At 68.0% G+C, this 16,057-nt stretch carries 15 protein-coding genes; 14 read left to right on the top strand and 1 reads right to left on the bottom strand.

The genetic code is table 11. The features are described from left to right. The first annotated feature begins 358 nt into the window (after nucleotides 1–358). The 3 genes from ACIQ87_RS30800 to ACIQ87_RS30810 all read left to right on the top strand — a co-directional run bounded on the left by ACIQ87_RS30800 (nucleotide 359) and on the right by ACIQ87_RS30810 (nucleotide 3,083). A complete protein-coding gene (locus tag ACIQ87_RS30800; RefSeq protein WP_402413007.1) occupies nucleotides 359–904 on the top strand; it encodes a hypothetical protein in 546 nt (181 codons plus the stop codon). 733 nt (nucleotides 905–1,637) lie between these two features. Next, nucleotides 1,638–2,471: a hypothetical protein gene (locus ACIQ87_RS30805; protein ID WP_402413010.1), complete on the top strand. Its 834-nt coding sequence runs from the start codon at nucleotides 1,638–1,640 to the stop codon at nucleotides 2,469–2,471. Between the two features lie 249 nt (nucleotides 2,472–2,720). Beyond that, nucleotides 2,721–3,083, top strand: a complete 363-nt coding sequence (locus ACIQ87_RS30810; RefSeq protein ID WP_402413013.1) for a transposase — start codon at nucleotides 2,721–2,723, stop codon at nucleotides 3,081–3,083. Nucleotides 3,084–3,185: 102 nt separating this feature from the next. Here ACIQ87_RS30810 and ACIQ87_RS30815 read toward each other — a convergent pair whose 3' ends face one another. Continuing rightward, nucleotides 3,186–3,998, bottom strand: coding sequence for a leucine-rich repeat domain-containing protein (locus ACIQ87_RS30815; RefSeq protein WP_402413016.1), 813 nt, complete (start codon nucleotides 3,996–3,998; stop codon nucleotides 3,186–3,188). A gap of 171 nt (nucleotides 3,999–4,169) precedes the next feature. Between ACIQ87_RS30815 and ACIQ87_RS30820 the strand changes: the two genes are divergently transcribed. The 11 genes from ACIQ87_RS30820 (at nucleotide 4,170) to ACIQ87_RS30870 (ending at nucleotide 15,792) form a co-directional block, all read left to right on the top strand. Further along, on the top strand, nucleotides 4,170–4,676 hold the full coding sequence (locus ACIQ87_RS30820) for a hypothetical protein (protein WP_402413124.1): 507 nt from the start codon (nucleotides 4,170–4,172) through the stop codon (nucleotides 4,674–4,676). 348 nt (nucleotides 4,677–5,024) lie between these two features. Beyond that, nucleotides 5,025–5,375, top strand: coding sequence for a hypothetical protein (locus ACIQ87_RS30825; RefSeq protein WP_402413018.1), 351 nt, complete (start codon nucleotides 5,025–5,027; stop codon nucleotides 5,373–5,375). After that, nucleotides 5,324–5,764, top strand: a complete 441-nt coding sequence (locus ACIQ87_RS30830; protein ID WP_402413021.1) for a PIN domain-containing protein — start codon at nucleotides 5,324–5,326, stop codon at nucleotides 5,762–5,764. The genes ACIQ87_RS30825 and ACIQ87_RS30830 overlap by 52 nt, the downstream gene beginning before the upstream one ends. 49 nt (nucleotides 5,765–5,813) lie before the next feature. Beyond that, on the top strand, nucleotides 5,814–6,584 hold the full coding sequence (locus tag ACIQ87_RS30835; RefSeq protein ID WP_402413024.1) for a hypothetical protein: 771 nt from the start codon (nucleotides 5,814–5,816) through the stop codon (nucleotides 6,582–6,584). 268 nt (nucleotides 6,585–6,852) lie between these two features. After that, a complete protein-coding gene (locus ACIQ87_RS30840) occupies nucleotides 6,853–6,987 on the top strand; it encodes a hypothetical protein (RefSeq protein WP_402413026.1) in 135 nt (44 codons plus the stop codon). A 478-nt stretch (nucleotides 6,988–7,465) separates the two neighbouring features. Next, nucleotides 7,466–9,193: a DUF4158 domain-containing protein gene (locus ACIQ87_RS30845; protein WP_402413029.1), complete on the top strand. Its 1,728-nt coding sequence runs from the start codon at nucleotides 7,466–7,468 to the stop codon at nucleotides 9,191–9,193. A 33-nt stretch (nucleotides 9,194–9,226) separates the two neighbouring features. Next, nucleotides 9,227–10,507, top strand: coding sequence for a tyrosine-type recombinase/integrase (locus ACIQ87_RS30850; protein WP_402413032.1), 1,281 nt, complete (start codon nucleotides 9,227–9,229; stop codon nucleotides 10,505–10,507). Nucleotides 10,508–10,617: 110 nt separating this feature from the next. Then, entirely contained in the window at nucleotides 10,618–12,996 is a 2,379-nt protein-coding gene (locus tag ACIQ87_RS30855; RefSeq protein ID WP_402413035.1) for a tyrosine-type recombinase/integrase, read from the top strand. After that, the gene (locus ACIQ87_RS30860; RefSeq protein ID WP_402413037.1) at nucleotides 12,993–13,727 is read left to right on the top strand and encodes a hypothetical protein; all 735 of its coding nucleotides are present in this window, start codon (nucleotides 12,993–12,995) and stop codon (nucleotides 13,725–13,727) included. The genes ACIQ87_RS30855 and ACIQ87_RS30860 overlap by 4 nt, the downstream gene beginning before the upstream one ends. A gap of 20 nt (nucleotides 13,728–13,747) precedes the next feature. Then, complete coding sequence (locus tag ACIQ87_RS30865; RefSeq protein WP_402413040.1) at nucleotides 13,748–15,034, top strand: transposase; 1,287 nt, start codon at nucleotides 13,748–13,750, stop codon at nucleotides 15,032–15,034. A 128-nt stretch (nucleotides 15,035–15,162) separates the two neighbouring features. Beyond that, nucleotides 15,163–15,792 carry a hypothetical protein gene (locus ACIQ87_RS30870; RefSeq protein ID WP_402413043.1) on the top strand — a complete coding sequence of 210 codons (630 nt, stop codon included), beginning with the start codon at nucleotides 15,163–15,165 and terminating at the stop codon, nucleotides 15,790–15,792. Nucleotides 15,793–16,057 lie beyond the last annotated feature (265 nt).

A 16,057-nucleotide genomic window follows, 5' to 3' on the forward strand; every position in this document is an offset into this window, starting at 1 on the left:
CCCCCACCGGACACGAGATCCTCAACGAAACGGCGCCCGCTCACACCACGCGGGCGAAACCGGAAGATGCCGAGGTCACCACCAGACCGATCCGACCCCGGCATCCTGGCCGTCGTCCCCGGCGCGGCCGACGGCACCGGAACCGGCCTCCAGCGCCTGGGTCTCGTCACGAATGCGGACCGGGCGATGTCCCACAACCCGTGTGCGGCCAGCGCTGAGCCCACTGGTGCGCACTTGTCTCGATCCGTACCATCACGGTGGACACCCAAGGGGGGAATGCGCTTTGAACATAAGGGAGTTGGCCGCAGCCGCAGTCGACGTACTCGTGAACTCAGCCACCTATGCGAGAACGCCGGGGGTGCCGAGCGAGGACCTGACCGCGTTCCTGCGCGAGCGGCTCGGCCGCACCCAGCTCGGCACCGCAGCACTCTTCCGACTCGACACTGAGGGAGGAGGAGGCGCAGCTGCGGACATCGTCCGCGGCATCCTGGCCGACGAGATCTCTAACGACCCCGCCTTCGGGCAACTTCTCCACGCCGCCCTGAGCACCGCTCGGCCCGCGATGCCGACCATGCCCGCGGGCCCGCCGACTCTGCCCCCACCCCCGCCGTATGCCCCGGCCACGCCACCGCGCCCCCGCCCGGCCAGGGGCAGGACCGCCACCGTCTGGCTGCTCGGCCTGCCCCAGTTCCTCCTCGCCGACATCGGCGTCAGCCTGGTCGCCGACGCCCCGGTCGCCGCCTACTACCTGATCCTCGCCGCCTCCCTCGCCCTCCTTGTCACCGGGATCATCCTCGGCGCCACGGCCCTGCTCCGATCAACCAGCCGCATGCTGATCGCGGGCCTTGCAGTCGACATCCTGCTGCTCCTCGCGCTGTTCCGGATCGCAGCAAGCGGCACGTAATCCCCGAACTCGCCACCCGACCCGGCCCTGCCGAGCACTGGAACCACCGAGGCCGACGGGCCCGGCGAACGATGGCCGGGTGAGCACCGAGTCATTGTGCTGGTCCATGCTCCACTCCGCGCCCCAGGTGAACCGGTCCCGCTCCACCGTCAGGACGACTGCGCACTCGGGCCCGGCAGCCCCCAGGAGGGCAAAGACCCAGTTCTCGATGTAGAGGCCGGCGCGGGCCAGCCGCCGCCAGGGGCGGGCGCAGCGCACCGCGATGTCGATGTCCGGGTCGGTCGAGTCGAGTCGAGGTCGGCGATGGCGAGCGCGGGCTGGTTGTCGGCCGGGGCGCGGGCGAGCCAGCGGCCGCCTGGGGCGACGATGCCGGAGGGGGCGGTGGCGACGAACTGGGCGGGGACGGCGTAGCCGAGCCAGTAGTTGTAGAGGGTGCCTGCAGCACGCCGCCGGCCGCCGGGCCGAGAAAGGAGGCGAGGCAGTTCCAGGGTGGTGAACAGGGTCGGGATCGCCTGGTATTGGTGAATATCGCCTTATGTCGATTCAAAACAGTGGCATTTCACTGCTTTGACATCAGTTTCGGGTAAGCCTTTGGTTATCGATCCTCGGGCCGGTCAGGTTCATGCCTATAAGTTGGGCCTGACTTTACGATCTGTTTGGCTGCATACTTCTCTCATTGCCGCACATCTCGGCGTGCCGGTGTGCCTGATTACTTCAGCAAGAGGGAAGTCCCATGCTCTCCAAGCGTCTTGTCCAGTCCGCCGTCGTCTGCGTGGTCCTGGCCACCGGGGCCACTGCCTGCGGCAGTAGCACGGGCAAGTCCGCCGCTCCAGCGGCCCCCGCCTCCACCGCGCCGTCCGTCTCCACTGCGCCGTCCGCCGGTGCCGAGTCCACGGGCGCGATCGGCGCGCTCAGCGGGGAGCAGATCCTGGAGAAGGCGAGGGGTGCGATGGCCGGGCTCACCTCGGTGAAGCTCGACGGCAAGGTAGTGATCGACGGCATGACGGTGGCGCCCCAGCACCTCGCGGTGGACAGGAAGGAGAACTGTGCCGGCTCTGTGGTCATAGCCATGCAGGGGGAGGTCGAGATCCTGCGCAGCGCGACTGGGCTCTGGATCAAGCCGGACAGCGCCTACTGGAAGACCATCGCTGCCAAGGCGGGCAACCCGAAGGCCGGTCCGGTGATGGCTCAGCTTTTCAAGGGCCGCTATCTGGCGGCGCAGGATGATGAGGCCCTCAAGGGGATGGTCAATCGCGTGTGTGGCTTGATGGATATGTTCACCCAGGGTGACAGCAAGCCGACTAAGGTCACCAAGGGCGGGGTCCTCCACGAGGCCAAGATCGAGACCTTCGGTATCAGGGTCGCGGACGAGAGCGGGACCGGATACACCGACCTCAACGTTGCCACCGAGGGTCAGCCGTACGTGATCTGGGTCGATCGCTACTCCGCAAGCGACCCCGGCCGCATGGACTTCAGCGACTTCAACAAGCCGGTCACCGTGACGGCACCTCCGGCGGACAGCGTCATCGACTACTCGGTGTTCCAGGATAAACTCAAGAACAGCTGATTGCCCAGGTTCGGGCTGTCGCGGGTGCGTACAACGCGGGGGATGCAACACGGGCGCCAGGCCCGCCTGCGAGCCATGGGTGCAGGGTCGAGTAGCCGGGAGGAGTCTCACCTCCCGGCCCTCACAGAACCGTGCGTAACAGTCTCCCGTTACACGGCTCTTGCCGCTCTGATCTCAGAAAAGGCTGCCACCGCCGCACCACCCGTGCCCCGCCCGGCTCCACGGCCTCGCCGTATCGTCCGCTGGATCATGACCGACCCCGCAAATCTGACAGCCGATGATGCCGTCGACCTCAAGGAGATCCAGGCCGGCTGCCCCGAACTCGACGCGGTCACCCACCACGTCCGCGACTTCGCCGCCATGATGCGCGACCTGCGGGGCGACCAGTTGCCCGCCTGGATGGAACGCGTCCTCGCCGACGACCTGCCCGCCCTGCACTCCCTCGTCAGTGGACTGAGCCGCGACGTCGACGCCGTCACGGCCGGGCTCTCCACCCCGTGGAGCTCCGGACAGGTCGAAGGACAGGTCACACGGGCGAAACTCCTCAAAAGGCAAGGATTCGGACGAGTCAACCTCGACTTCCTCCGTAAGCGCATACTCCTCACGCCCTGACGCGACTACGTCACGGGATCAGCGCTGATTTTGTGACGGCCTGGATGCCGACCTGGGCCGGCATCCGGCAGCTGAGCCGCGACTCGTTGGCATGATGGGGAGTCAGGCGTAGTCAGCGGTGGGTTGGGCAAGTCCGGGGCCACCCGTGTGTGGGGTCTGGATGTAGTCCTCGGGAGGCTTGGGAAGGATCTGCAGGCAGGCTGCGGAGCAGGCGTTGACCAGGAGCGGCAAGACGTCGGTGGCAACCCGCAGTGAGATCCATGCCTGGTGGATCTTGGTTCGCTCCAGCGACCGGTCACACACGCTGCACCTGCGGAGTACCGTACTACCCCATTCGCCGGGGTCGAGGTTGTCGAGGTTGAGGTCTGCGGTCTCCACGCCGCCAGGCTGGAGCGGGGGGAACGGTGGGCGGAGCGTCTCGTTGCCGTACAGAGCGCGTGTGCTCACAGTGCTGCGTTTCAGGCTCGGGCACCTGGTCAGCTCGTACGGGAACCAGTGCAGTCGGTAGGAGGTGTACGGGGTGAATTCCTGCAGGCTGCTCATGGCGCCGATCTCCGGAGGGATCCGAACCAGGTTGCTGCCGTAGAGGATGAACTGCTTGACGGCGGTGAGCTTCGCGATGCTGGCCGGCAGGGTGACGATCTGGCGCCGCTCTCGGGGACTCATCTCCACCAACGGCCGAAACACCTCCCGTCCGTCGGCGGCGGCTTCCTCGATCAGCGCCAAGAGCTGCTGCCAGGCCGGCGAAGATGTGTCCTGACGCTCACTGTGGAAGCGCACCCGTCGCCGGTTGCTGACCCGGCCCTGGTCGAAGCACGTGCAGACGTCCCGGTCGGACTCGCTGCCGCCCGGGACCGAATTCGCCGTGTTGCCCCACCGATTGGTGTGCGGTGCCGGCTCTGCTTCATTCGCCATGGCACCAAAGATACGAAGACGCGGACGAGACGGATCAGTGGGGCCTGCGGCTTGGCCCGATCACAAGATCAGCGCCAGAGCCCGCAATTCCCCAAGGGCGGTGGTCACGCAATTCCCCAGGTCCTGGCTGTGTGAGGGGCTAGGTTGGTGAGCGTGAAGACGCGGGGGCAGATGTATCGGTATGTGGGTCCGGCCGAGTTGAAGGAGCTCGTCCGGGCGGGTGGTGAGGGTCGGAGCATGCGCTCGTCGGTGGACTTCGGCGCGTGGGTCTCAGCGCTGACCCCGGATGAGTTGGCCGAGCCGTTCACGTTCGTCGTCGATGCCAGCGGGGTGCTGCGGCTGGCTCCGCGCCGCAGCGAGCACGTGGTGTGCGCTGGCGGTGAAGAGGTCCTGAGCGCCGGTGAGCTGAGCTTCCGTGAGGAGTCCGGGCGGTGGGCGGTCGAGGAGGTCAGCAACCAGTCGACCGGCTACTGCCCGGACGTTATCTCATGGCCGGTCGTGGCCGAGGCCCTGGAACGGATCGGGGTCTATCACCCGTCCGGCTTCACGCACGAGGTGGTCTTCCGCCGCTGCCGCTCCTGCCGGGAGCTCAATATCGTGCGGGAGGAGGACTTCGTCTGCGTCTTCTGTGGCGAGGACCTGCCTCTGGAGTGGAACGTTGCCGAGCCGGCTCGCTAGGCCAACAGACGGCAGCGCTGTCGGGCAGCACGGCACCGGGCGTGTGGTGGGAGCCGCTCGCCGGACACAGCCAAGGGCCCTTGGGGACCGTAGAACCACTCCACGATGACTTTCTATAACAGCCCAAGACCTCAGCCACCCGCTCTCCCGTCGCCGCGCGCGCCCCTCACGCGCACGTGGAAACGGTGGTTCGGAAGGCTCCCGGAGGGGGTTGGTGACGGTAGGGCTGTTATAGAAAGTCATTCTTGGGTCTGAGAAAAGACGGATGCCCCGACCGGACCGCGTCTGCCACGATCCGGGGCATGCGCTTGAAGCCGCCCTACACCATCAAGGTCGCCGACAAGGCACTTGAACGAAGCCCGCAACGCCCTCTGGAACCTCGGCGCCAGCATCGGCCGTCACGACACCGACCTGCGAACCCCCTACCTGACCGCCGTCGGCTTCGCCATGGGAAAGCTCCTGCTCTTCACCGTCCCCGACTTCGCCACCATCCTGCAGTCCGCCACATACTGGAACGTCCTGCAGATGCCCGAGTCCCGCCAGCTGGTGCTCCGAAAAACCATCCTCAACGAGCTGGGCGTCCAGATCCCCGCCCTGGACAAGGCCTGCGCCGCCCGCCCTGGCCTCCCCGGGTCTACGACACCAACATGCTCAACCACTTCAAACAGCCCGACCACATCGACTGGAAGGACGCCGTAAGGCGAGCAACCGGCACGAAGCCCCCCACCGTCCGCCTGATCATCCCGCAGGAGGTCATCGGCGAACTCGACCGCCAGAAGTACGGCCAAGGCGACCTCGCAAAGCGCGCCGCCGCCGCGATCAAGTACCTCGACACCGCCCTGCTCACCGCCCCGCCCGGTCACCCCGTCCAGATCCGCGACGGCGTCACCCTGGAAACCCGCCTCGCCCCACCCGGACCGTCCCACGTGATCGACGTCGACTGGGAGATCCTCATGTGCGCCGATGAACTCCACCACCTGAACCCCACCGCAGGCGTCCACGTGCTCACCAACGACCGGAACATGCGGCTGCGCGCCGGCCAGCTCAACCTACCGACCCTCACCCTTGACGCGAGCCACCGGACGTAGGCAGCCACGGCCAGACCCGCACCGTGCAGGCTGTGGCACCCTGAGGCACATGACCAGCGGCCCCGACCCCGACTTCGTGCTCGTCGACTGGCTGAGCACCAGCCCGTTCAGCGACAGCGCCAAGCTGAACTACCAGCGCGAGGTCGACCGCTGGATCAAGCACATCGGGAACCGGGTCTGGACCGCGAGCGGCCGGGACGTGAAGCACTGGACCGCCGGCGCCGACAACGCCCGCACCCGGGCCTTCCTCGTCAGTGCGCTACGCGGCTTCTACCAACACGCGCAGACGCTCGACCCGGACATCATCAACCCGGCGCCCAAGACCCTGCGCCCCTCCGTCGCCGACCTCCCCGGCCGCCCCGCCCTCACCCGCGCCGAGTCCACCCTCTACGTCTCCGCCCTCGACCGCTACGACGGCCTGATGCCCCACCGCGCCCGCGCCCTCGGCTACCTCGTCCTCGGCCGCGGCCTGCGCGCCCACCAGGCCGTCGCGCTCGACGTCGAGGGCATTGTGCGCGAGCAGCACCGCACCACTGCCCTCGTCACCCTCAAGGGCGGCGGCACGGAGTTCCAGGAGCTCCCCCCACCCGTCGCCCTGGCCGTCGAGGACTACCTTCCCCACCGCCGCACCGCCGCCCCCCACAGCAGCCCCGAGGCCGGCCCGCTGCTCACCAGCGGCCGCGGCCGCCGCCTCGACCCGGCGCCCAGCGTCCGCGACCTCCTGCGTGCCGTCGCCTCCACTCACCCCCAGCTCACCCACCTCGCCGACACCCTCACCGCCGACGGCCTCGCCGCCAGCCCCAACCCCTTCCTCGGGTAGGCCCCCTCCGCGCTCAGACCCTCCGCCCGGCTCGCCCAGGCCTCCGCGCGTTGGCATGGATCCAGCGCCGGTTGACGGCGCAGGCCAGAGCCGGGCCGATGAGCACGAGCAGCCACCACAGGAGTCCCAGGGTCCATTGGCGGTCGTGTTCCCCCCAGCGGCCCGGGAGCAGCGGCATCAAGCCCAGCATCACCAGGAGTCCCCCCCAGGTGGCCGCCCATGTGATCGCCCTGCGCGCGCCGACACCCATGCTTCCCCCAACCTCGCCATGTATTTGAACGTGTTCAATATAGCGACCCCGGGTATCGCCCGGCGAGCCACCCTCGACCGCTACAGCGGCCTGCGCGCCCACCAGGCCCTCGCCCTCGCCGTCGGGCGAATCGAGGCAGGCCGCCGACCGTGAGATCGGTACCTACGGCGCTGGCGAGGCCGTCGAACGGTTCGCCGCCGACGCCAAGGGCGGCTACGACGAGATCGTTGTGGGTGGCGGGTGCCATCCTTCGGCCATGGACAGCACTGTCGCGTTCTCCACGATCACCATGGCCCTCGGTCCACGCGCGGCTGAGCCATCTTCCGTCGGTCTGGCCCTTGCGTTGCGGCGCGCGGAGGCGGACTCGGTTGGCCGAGTCCGGGATTTGTGGGGGTTCGCGGCCGCGGCCGCCGAGGCTGCCGGCGAGGACACGATGGGCCGCGCGGGGCGGGAGCTGTGGGCAACCGAGACCGTAGTGGTCGAGCTTCGAGACGGCCACCGGCAAGGCCCCGGTGTCCTATCTCTGACCCCCGGTGCAAGGTAGCCGTCGGCCCTCTGCCTCTCCCCGTTGCTTCGCGCTCGGCCTCCTCGTTAGGCCGAACGAGTTGTCGACGGAGGGGCGGGGACGTTCATGCGCCAGGAGTGGTCACCAGAGGACGTGGTGGCGTGCTGGACGCCGGTAGGTCCTGACTGGGAGCTGGTCGCGAACAAGTCCGGCCCGACCCGGCTCGGGTTCGTGCTGATGCTGAAGTTCTTCGAGCTGGAGGGCCGGTTCCCCCAGTTCGTGGAGGAGTTTCCGCAGGCCGCGGTCGACTACGTGGCCGACGTGGTGAAGGTGCCGGCGGAGGATTTGGCGAAGTACGACCTGTCGTCCCGCTCCGCGAAAGGCCACCGTACGCAGATCCGCGAGACCCTGGGGTTCCGTCCGGCGACGCGGGCGGATGAGGAGCGGCTGACCGGCTGGCTCGCTGATGAGGTCTGCCCGGTGGAGTTGGTGGAGGACCGGCTGCGCGAGGCCCTGCTCGTGCAGTGCCGTAGCGACCGCATCGAGCCCCCGGGCCGTGTCGAGCGAATCGTGGCCGCCGCGCGGGCGCGGGCGGACCGGGTCTTCTGCGCGCAGACCGTCGCGCGCCTGGGCGAGGTGTGCGCCCGCCGTCTGCTCGACCTGGTGGCGGAGGGCAACGAGGACGGCACCGCGCTGTTGGCCTCGCTGAAGCGGGACCCAGGCGCGGTGGGGCTGGACTCGCTGCTGACGGAGATCACCAAGCTGACCGCCGTGCGGCAGCTCGGGTTGCCGGAGGGGCTGTTCGCGGACTGCTCGGAGAAGCTGGTGGCCGCGTGGCGGGCACGGGCGATCAAGATGTACCCCTCGGACTTCCGGGACGCGGGCGAGGACGTGCGGACGACGCTGCTGGCCGCGTTGTGCGCGTCCCGGCAGGCGGAGATCACCGACGCCCTGGTGGAGCTGCTCGTCGCCCTGGTCCACAAGATCAACGCCCGTGCCGAGCGGCGGGTGGAACGGCAGCTGACGGCGGAGCTGAAGAAGGTGAGGGGCAAGGAGGGCATCCTCTTCCGCCTCGCCGACGCGGCGGTGGGCCGGCCGGAGGGGACCGTCCGCGCGGTGCTGTACCCGGTGGTGGGTGAGAAGACGCTGCGCGACCTGGTCGCGGAGGCGAAGGCGAACGAGAAGGCGTTCAAGGCCAAGGTCCGCACGACGCTGCGCTCGTCGTACAGCTCGTACTACCGGCAGATGCTGCCGCCGCTGCTGAACACGCTGGGGTTCAAGTGCAACAACACCGCTTACCGGCCGGTGATGGACGCGCTCGCACTGCTGGCCAAGTACGCCGACGTCGACGGCAAGACCCGCTTCTACGACGTCGGCGACGCGGTGCCGATGGACGGCGTGGTGCGCAAGGACTGGCGCGAGGCGGTCGTCGACGACAAGGGCAAGGTCGAGCGCATCCCGTACGAGCTGTGTGTCCTGGTGGCGCTGCGGGACGCGATCCGGCGCCGGGAGATCTACGTCGAGGGCGGGAGGCGGTGGTGCGACCCGGAGGACGACCTGCCCGGCGACTTCGAGTCGGCCCGCACCGTGCACTACGCCGCGATCCGCCAGCCCGAGGACCCCAAGGAGTTCGTCACCAGGCTGAAGCGGCGGATGACCGACGGCCTGGACCGGCTGTCGGCGGCGCTCGCGGACGGCTCGGCGGGCGGGGTGAAGGTCACCACCCGCAAGGGCGAGCCGTGGATCACCGTGCCGAAGCTGGAGCCTCTGGACGAGCCCACCGGACTTCAGTCCCTCAAGGACGAGGTCGTACGACGGTGGGGCCCGTTGACTGAACTAACTTCAGCGTTTTAGCAGGTCAGAGCCAGTTTCTGCTAGCTTCCCGCCATGGTTGATCCTCTGGGTCCTGGGCGGGATCTGTCGTGCTTTGTGCTGCCTGAGATCGGACGATTGGTCGAGACGGGCGAGCCGCAGGAGCCGTACAGCCTGCTCGATCCGAGCGGCCTCCCGGTCGCTCCGGTCGCGTCCTTCTTCGCCGAGTTGCAGGCGGCCACTCGGCCGGCGACCACGATCCGTTCGTACGGCATGGATCTGCTCCGGTGGTTCCGGTTCCTGTGGGCGGTCGACGTCGATTGGGACCGGGCGACTCGTAGCGAGGCACGGGACTTCTCCCGCTGGCTGCAGCTGGCGGACAAGCCGGTTCGCATCCACTGGCGGTACCAGCGCCAGGGCGTGACCGTCCCCAGCCCCCGGCCGGCCGGGACGAAGCGAGCCGAACCGGGAAGCGCGAACCCGGTGACCGGCAAGCCGACACCGGGCCGGAAGTACGCGCCGACCACCCGCGCGCACAGCGAGACGGTGCTGCGGTCGTTCTACGACTTCCACCTCGAAGAGGGCACCGGGCCGGTCATCAACCCGTTCCCGCTGGACCGCTTCCGCCGTGGCCGGGCCAACGCCCACCACAACCCGATGCAGCCCTTCCGGCACGAGCGGCAGGGCCGCTACCGGCCGCGAGTGCCCAAGAAGCTTCCGCGCCGCATCCCGGACGAGATGTTCAACGCGCTGTTCGCCGCGCTGAAGTACAACCGCGACCGGGCCTTGCTCGCGGCCTGGGTGTCCACTGGCGCCCGGGCCGACGAACTGCTGACGAGCCGCCAGCTGGACACCGATCCGGGACAGCAGCTGATCACCGTCGTCCGCAAGGGCACGCGCGAGAGCCAGCCGCTGCCGGCCTCGCCCGACACGTTCGTGTGGCTGCGGCTCTACCAGGAGGACGCCAGGCGGCAGGGCACTCCGCAGGGCCGCCAGCTGCCGCTGTGGTGGACCCTCCGGCGGCCGTTCAGACCGCTGAACTACCACGCGGCCAGGGCGATGTTCGACCGGGCTAACGACCTGCTGGGATCGAACTGGACGCTGCACGACCTTCGGCACACGGCCGCCTACCGGATGGCCCGCGACCCGCAGATGCCGCTGACCGACGTGCAGTGGGTCCTTGGCCACGCGCATCTTTCCACCACGGAGATCTACCTCGCCGCCAGCCGCGAAGAGGTGATCGAGAGCGTGCTGGCCCACCACGCTCGCCGAGCCCACCAGCAAGTTCTGCCACCTGCACCGGCGCCCGGCTATGACCCGGCGAGTCTGAACGTGCTGTTCGGACGGCGGCCATGACGATCACGACTGCAGGCCCACCGCAGCAGCGCAGGGGCGGAGGCCGTCCTTCGGCGCCGTTGCACGGTTCCGCCCAGAAATCCCTGCTCTCTGTCTTCCCTGCGAGAGAAGTGCCGGACGTCTGGCCGGCCACCACCGAGGACCGCAACCAGGTCAAAGAGCGTCTGACGGCGTTCTCGGCGAACGTAAACAGGCACACGCGCTACCTGCGCGGCAGCGGAGCCCAGAAGATCCTGCGCTGGCTGGAGGAGTTCCCAGGTGACACCTGGCAACAGCGCTGGCGGAACTCCGGGTCCGACGGGCTGGGCCGCAGCTGGCGCGATCACTTGGTCGACGCGATCGGCGACGGCCGCTACGGCAGGGTCGACTGGTCAGAGCTGTCCTCAGGCGTCCTCACGCTGGTCTGCGCTGATGTGATTCGTCCCAGCCTGGAGTGGCTGATGACACGCCAGTCGCAGAACCTGCGACAGGTGGTCAGCGAACGACGTGATCCAGACGGCTTCGCAGCGCTGGCCGCGGTCGCGGACCCGGGGCTGTGGTCGGCGAACCTCGGGTTCCACGCGCGCCACCAGATCGCCATGCTGATGGTGGCCAAGGGCGGCGCGGTCCGCGACATCACCGTGGGCGACTGCCTGGAGCTGAGGGAGACCGAGGCGCGCGTCTACGTGCACGCCGGCTCCGGGCGGTCGCTGTTCTACAGCTGGCTCAGGGACCTCGGGATCTTCCCAACCGAGGCGCCCAGCACCTTGCGCGATGTCAGCCGCCACGCCGGCCAGGTCAGTGTCGGCGAACTCGTGGACCGCTACCGGCTGCGATGCCGACCGATCCGCGACCTGCTTGTCGACTACCTGACCGAGCGGCAGCCAGCCCTGGACTACAACTCGCTGGAGAGCCTGTCCCGCACGCTCGCCTCGCACTTCTGGGCAGAGCTGGAGAAGCACCATCCCGGCATCGACTCCCTCCGCCTGGCCCCCGAGGTCGCCGCAGCCTGGAAGGAACGGACCCGCACCAAGACGACGGTCCGGCGGCTGCCCGACGGCACTTCCGTCGAGGTGACCAGCCCCAGGACGAACGCGTTCGCCCTGTTCATGGACGTCCGCGCGTTCTACCTGGACCTGGCTCAGTGGGCCCTGGAGGAGCCTGTCCGCTGGGGCCCGTGGGTCGCGCCCTCCCCGGTGAAGCAGGCCGAGATCTCGTACAGGAAGCACGCCAACCGGCGCAAAGCGCGCATGGATCAGCGGACCCGCGAACGGCTTCCTGTTCTTCCCGCGCTGGTCAGGACCGCAGCCGACGAACTCAAGAAGGCCCAGGCCCGCCTCGCCGCCGTCCGCGCGGCGGCACCGGGAGCCGCGTTCACCGTCCTCGGCGAGACCTACATCAAGGTCAAGGGCACCCGCTACACGGACCACGCGGCCTCGGCCACCGCCTACGACCCGACCGGGCGGCGCCACTGCCTCGGAGTCGCAGAGCAACGCGCCTTCTGGGCCTGGGTGACGGTGGAGTTCCTCCGCCACACCGGCGTCCGCATCGAGGAGATGCTGGAGACGAGCCACCACAGCATCACCCAGTACAGACTGCCGACCACCGGCGAGGTCGTCCCCCTCCTGCAGATCGCGCCCTCCAAGACCGACGAGGAACGGCTCCTCCTGGTCAGCCCGGAGCTGGCCGACGTGCTCAGTGCCATCGTCTGCCGGGTCCGGGACACCTCCGGCGCCATCCCCATGGTCCGCGCCTACGACACCAACGAACGCACCTGGAACCCACCGTTGCCCCTGCTGTTCCAGTGGCGCTGGGGCGGCCAGAACCGGCCGGTCTCGGGCTCCACGATCCGCAAGGCGCTGGACGAGACCCTGCTGGCCTCCGGCCTGACCGACGCCACCGGACAGCCGCTGCACTACCAGCCGCACGACTTCCGCAGAATCTTCGTCACCGACGCCGTCATGAGCGGCCTGCCGCCGCACATCGCGCAGGTGATCTGCGGCCACAAGAGCATCACCACCACGATGAACTACAAGGCGGTCTACCCGGCCGAGGCGATCGAGGCCCACCGGGCGTTCATCGCCCGCCGCCGGGCACTGCGGCCCAGCGAGGAATATCGCACGCCCACCAGCGAGGAGTGGGACGCCTTCCTGGCCCACTTCGAGAAGCGCAAGCTCTCCGTCGGAACTTGCGCCCGCGCGTTCGGCACGCGGTGCGTCCACGAGCACGCCTGCATCCGGTGCTCGATGCTCAGGCCCGACCCGGCCCAGCGCGAACGGCTCGTCGAGATCCGCGACAACCTCATCGACCGGATCGCCGAAGCCGAGCGTGAAGGCTGGCTCGGCGAAGTCGAGGGACTCCAGGTCAGCCTCGCCGGCGCCCAGGAGAAGCTGGCCCAGCTCGGCGCCGAGACGGCCCGTCGATCCACTGCCGTTCACCTCGGGATGCCGACCTTCAAGGGCATTGCCAACTACACGACTGCCGGGGGTGGTTCTAACCTCTGCTCATGACCAGAGCTGATGCCAAGTGGCAGAAGTGGTGCGCGACCTTCGACGCCGCCGAGAACGACATCCGGACGCTGTTCCACAACCGACACGTCTGGACCACGATCGAGGACATGTGGGTGCGGTCCGGAACGGAGATCCAGCTCAACACCATTACGCAGAACTGGTTCATCAGGCTCTACGTCAACACGCAGTGCACCGGCATCCGGCGCGAGTGCGATGAAGACACCCGGACCTCCAGCCTCGCGCGATGCCTGCGCCGGCTGACCGAGACTCCGGGATTGACCTCCCGAGCCCGCTACGAGGCAGCCATCATGGCCAACCCCGAGATAAAGGACGAGCACAAGGCGAGCGTGGTCCGCGGCTACGACGACTTCGCGCTTGCCCCCGGAACGGCATGCCTTGATCAGGATCGGATCGAAGCGGATCTCGCGGCGCTGCACGCAGCGGCCGAGACGACCCGCTACTACACAAACAAGATCATCGCTCATCGTCAGATCACAGACGAGAAGATCACCCTGTCCTGGTTCGACCTGAACCGGGCTCTCAACACGGTCGGCGGGGTACTGAAGCGCTATTACCGACTCCGGCATCCAGGCAGCAGCCTCGGCAATCTCGGCGTCGATCTTCCGCTGGGCTGGGAGCAACCGTTCCGGGCGGCGTGGTGTCCCGAGGACTTCTGGCCGCGGCCCGCAGTTCACCTGGACAGCTATCTGCCCAACACGGATACGCCCTGAGCGCATAGTTCAGAGAAGGCGTGCTCGACCTGCTGGACGTGCTGAAGAACTCCGACTTCCTCACCGGCTTCACCGACGAGTTCTCCTCGGTCGCCGCGTACGAGCGCATCGACCGCGCCATCCTCCAGCGGCGCCTGCTGCTCGCCCTGTTCGCGCTGGGCACCAACATGGGCATCCGAGCGATCGTGGCGACCGGCGAGCACGGCGAGACCGAGGCCGCGCTGCGACACGTGCGCCGGCACTTCATCACCGTCGACAACCTCCGCGCGGCCGTCACCCGGCTGGTGAACGGCACCCTTGGCGCCCGGGATGCCGCCTGGTGGGGACAGGGCACCTCGTGCGCGTCGGACTCGAAGAAGTTCGGGTCCTGGTCCTCGAACTTCATGACCGAGTACCACGCCCGCTACGGCGGCAACGGCGTGATGATCTACTGGCACGTCGAGAAGAAGAACGTCTGCATCTACTCCCAGCTCAAGAGCTGTTCGTCGTCCGAGGTCGCGGCGATGATCGAGGGCCTGCTGCGGCACTGCACGGACGCCGAGATCGAGTCCAACTACGTCGACACCCACGGCGCGAGCGTGGTCGGGTTCGCCTTCACCGAGCTGCTCAACTTCCGCCTGCTGCCCAGGCTGAAGAACATCGGCAGCATCCGCCTGTACCGCCCCGATGACACCCCGCCCGGGTGGTCGGCGCTCGGAGGCTCGCTGACGCGGCCGATCCGCTGGGAGCTGATCGAGCAGCAGTACGACCAGATGGTCAAGTACGCCACCGCGCTGCGGCTCGGGACGGCGGAGGCCGAACAGGTGCTGCGGCGCTTCACCCGCGGCGGCCCCAAGCACCCCACTTACCAGGCCCTCGAAGAACTGGGCCGCGCCGTGCGCACCATCTTCGCGTGCGACTACCTCGCCAGCCCCGACCTGCGCCGCGAGATCCACGGCGGCCTCCAGGTCGTGGAGAACTGGAACAGCGCGAACACCGTGCTGCACTACGGCAAGGACGGCGCCCTGACCGGCCCCGACAAGGAGCACGCCGAGACGTCGATGCTCGCGCTGCACCTGCTCCAGTCCGCGCTCGTGCACGTCAACACCCTGCTGCTCCAGCAGGTCCTGGCCGAACCGAAGTGGGCCAAGAAGCTGAGCGCCGAGGACCGGCGCGGGCTGACCGCGCTGTTCTGGTCGAACATCAACCCGTACGGCACCTTCCGTCTCGACATGAGCAAGCGCCTCGACCTGGGGCTGGCCACTGCTGTGCCCCGCCCTCGTACCCCGGCCGACAACGCCAGCCGATCACGTACGGAGACACGATGACGAACTTTCGGCATCCCACCGCCCCAGAGGGGCAGGGCGCCTTGACGGCGAGGGCTTCCTCGCCCAACCCCTAGGGCATAGTCAGACCGATGAGTGGGGTGGGGTGCGGTCGCCGTTCTGTACTTGTGTTGACCGAGATGAACGGGGTGGGCATGGATGCGTCATTGCTCGGAGTGATCTGTGGTTTCGCCGGCACAGTGGTGGGAGCCGTCGTGGCTTACTTCGCTCCGCTTCAGGTGGAACGGTTGCGATCACGAAACAACCAGCAGGAACGGGCTGAAAGCCAGCGAATCGCTCAGCAGGAACGGGCCGAGAGCCAGACCACTGCGGACATTAGTCGGTACACCGCTGTCCGGGCTGTCGTTGACCAGTGGCTTGATCTTCTGCGCCGGGCACACGGTCCTGCGGTGGACGGCCGTCTGAACCTCGAACGGTTCGATGAAGACGCTGTGCGTTATTCCGACGAACTGCGTCTGCGGCTGGCGGAACTTGCTCACCTCCGCATCACAGACACCGGAACGGGCGACCTCTTCCGCGGGCTTCGACAGGCGACCGAACTGATCAGAAGACTGGCCGACGGTCAGGACGACAGCGTCTATGACACCGACAGGAGGGGAGACCATTGCTGGCGCTGGATCGAGTCCTGCCGAAACAGCCGATCCGACTGGGCGATGCTCGTACTTGACAGGCTAAGCCTTCGCACCGGACACGATTTCTCCCCCCAACAAGGCCGGATGGATCAAGATCCTGTTTCATAGGTGGTCGCCTGTGAAACACCCCACCGCCCGACGATCCACCTGCGGCGATCATGTTTCATGAGTTGTTGCAAACGGCTGGACGACTGAAACACCCTCATGAAACACCCCTCACCCGCCACCGTCATGCGGATGCTGCGCGAGCACGACGAGAAGGCCACCCCGACGACGATTACGTGATCACCCCGCTACCTTGCGGCTGGTGCCTGAGCTAGGACACCGGGGCCGAGACGGCCGCCACGACAGCGAGCGCGTGATCATCCGCTAC

Origin of the sequence: Kitasatospora sp. NPDC096204, assembly GCF_044763205.1 — a bacterium.
Lineage (GTDB): Bacteria > Actinomycetota > Actinomycetes > Streptomycetales > Streptomycetaceae > Kitasatospora.

Coding starts and splice junctions, on each gene's coding strand:
- ACIQ87_RS30805 (WP_402413010.1), top strand. CDS start 1,638: ATGCTCTCCAAGCGTCTTGTCCAGTCCGCCGTCGTCTGCGTGGTCCTG.
- ACIQ87_RS30850 (WP_402413032.1), top strand. CDS start 9,227: ATGGTTGATCCTCTGGGTCCTGGGCGGGATCTGTCGTGCTTTGTGCTG.
- ACIQ87_RS30820 (WP_402413124.1), top strand. CDS start 4,170: ATGTATCGGTATGTGGGTCCGGCCGAGTTGAAGGAGCTCGTCCGGGCG.
- ACIQ87_RS30840 (WP_402413026.1), top strand. CDS start 6,853: ATGTATTTGAACGTGTTCAATATAGCGACCCCGGGTATCGCCCGGCGA.
- ACIQ87_RS30860 (WP_402413037.1), top strand. CDS start 12,993: ATGACCAGAGCTGATGCCAAGTGGCAGAAGTGGTGCGCGACCTTCGAC.
- ACIQ87_RS30845 (WP_402413029.1), top strand. CDS start 7,466: ATGCGCCAGGAGTGGTCACCAGAGGACGTGGTGGCGTGCTGGACGCCG.
- ACIQ87_RS30835 (WP_402413024.1), top strand. CDS start 5,814: ATGACCAGCGGCCCCGACCCCGACTTCGTGCTCGTCGACTGGCTGAGC.
- ACIQ87_RS30810 (WP_402413013.1), top strand. CDS start 2,721: ATGACCGACCCCGCAAATCTGACAGCCGATGATGCCGTCGACCTCAAG.
- ACIQ87_RS30830 (WP_402413021.1), top strand. CDS start 5,324: ATGCTCAACCACTTCAAACAGCCCGACCACATCGACTGGAAGGACGCC.
- ACIQ87_RS30815 (WP_402413016.1), bottom strand. CDS start 3,998: ATGGCGAATGAAGCAGAGCCGGCACCGCACACCAATCGGTGGGGCAAC.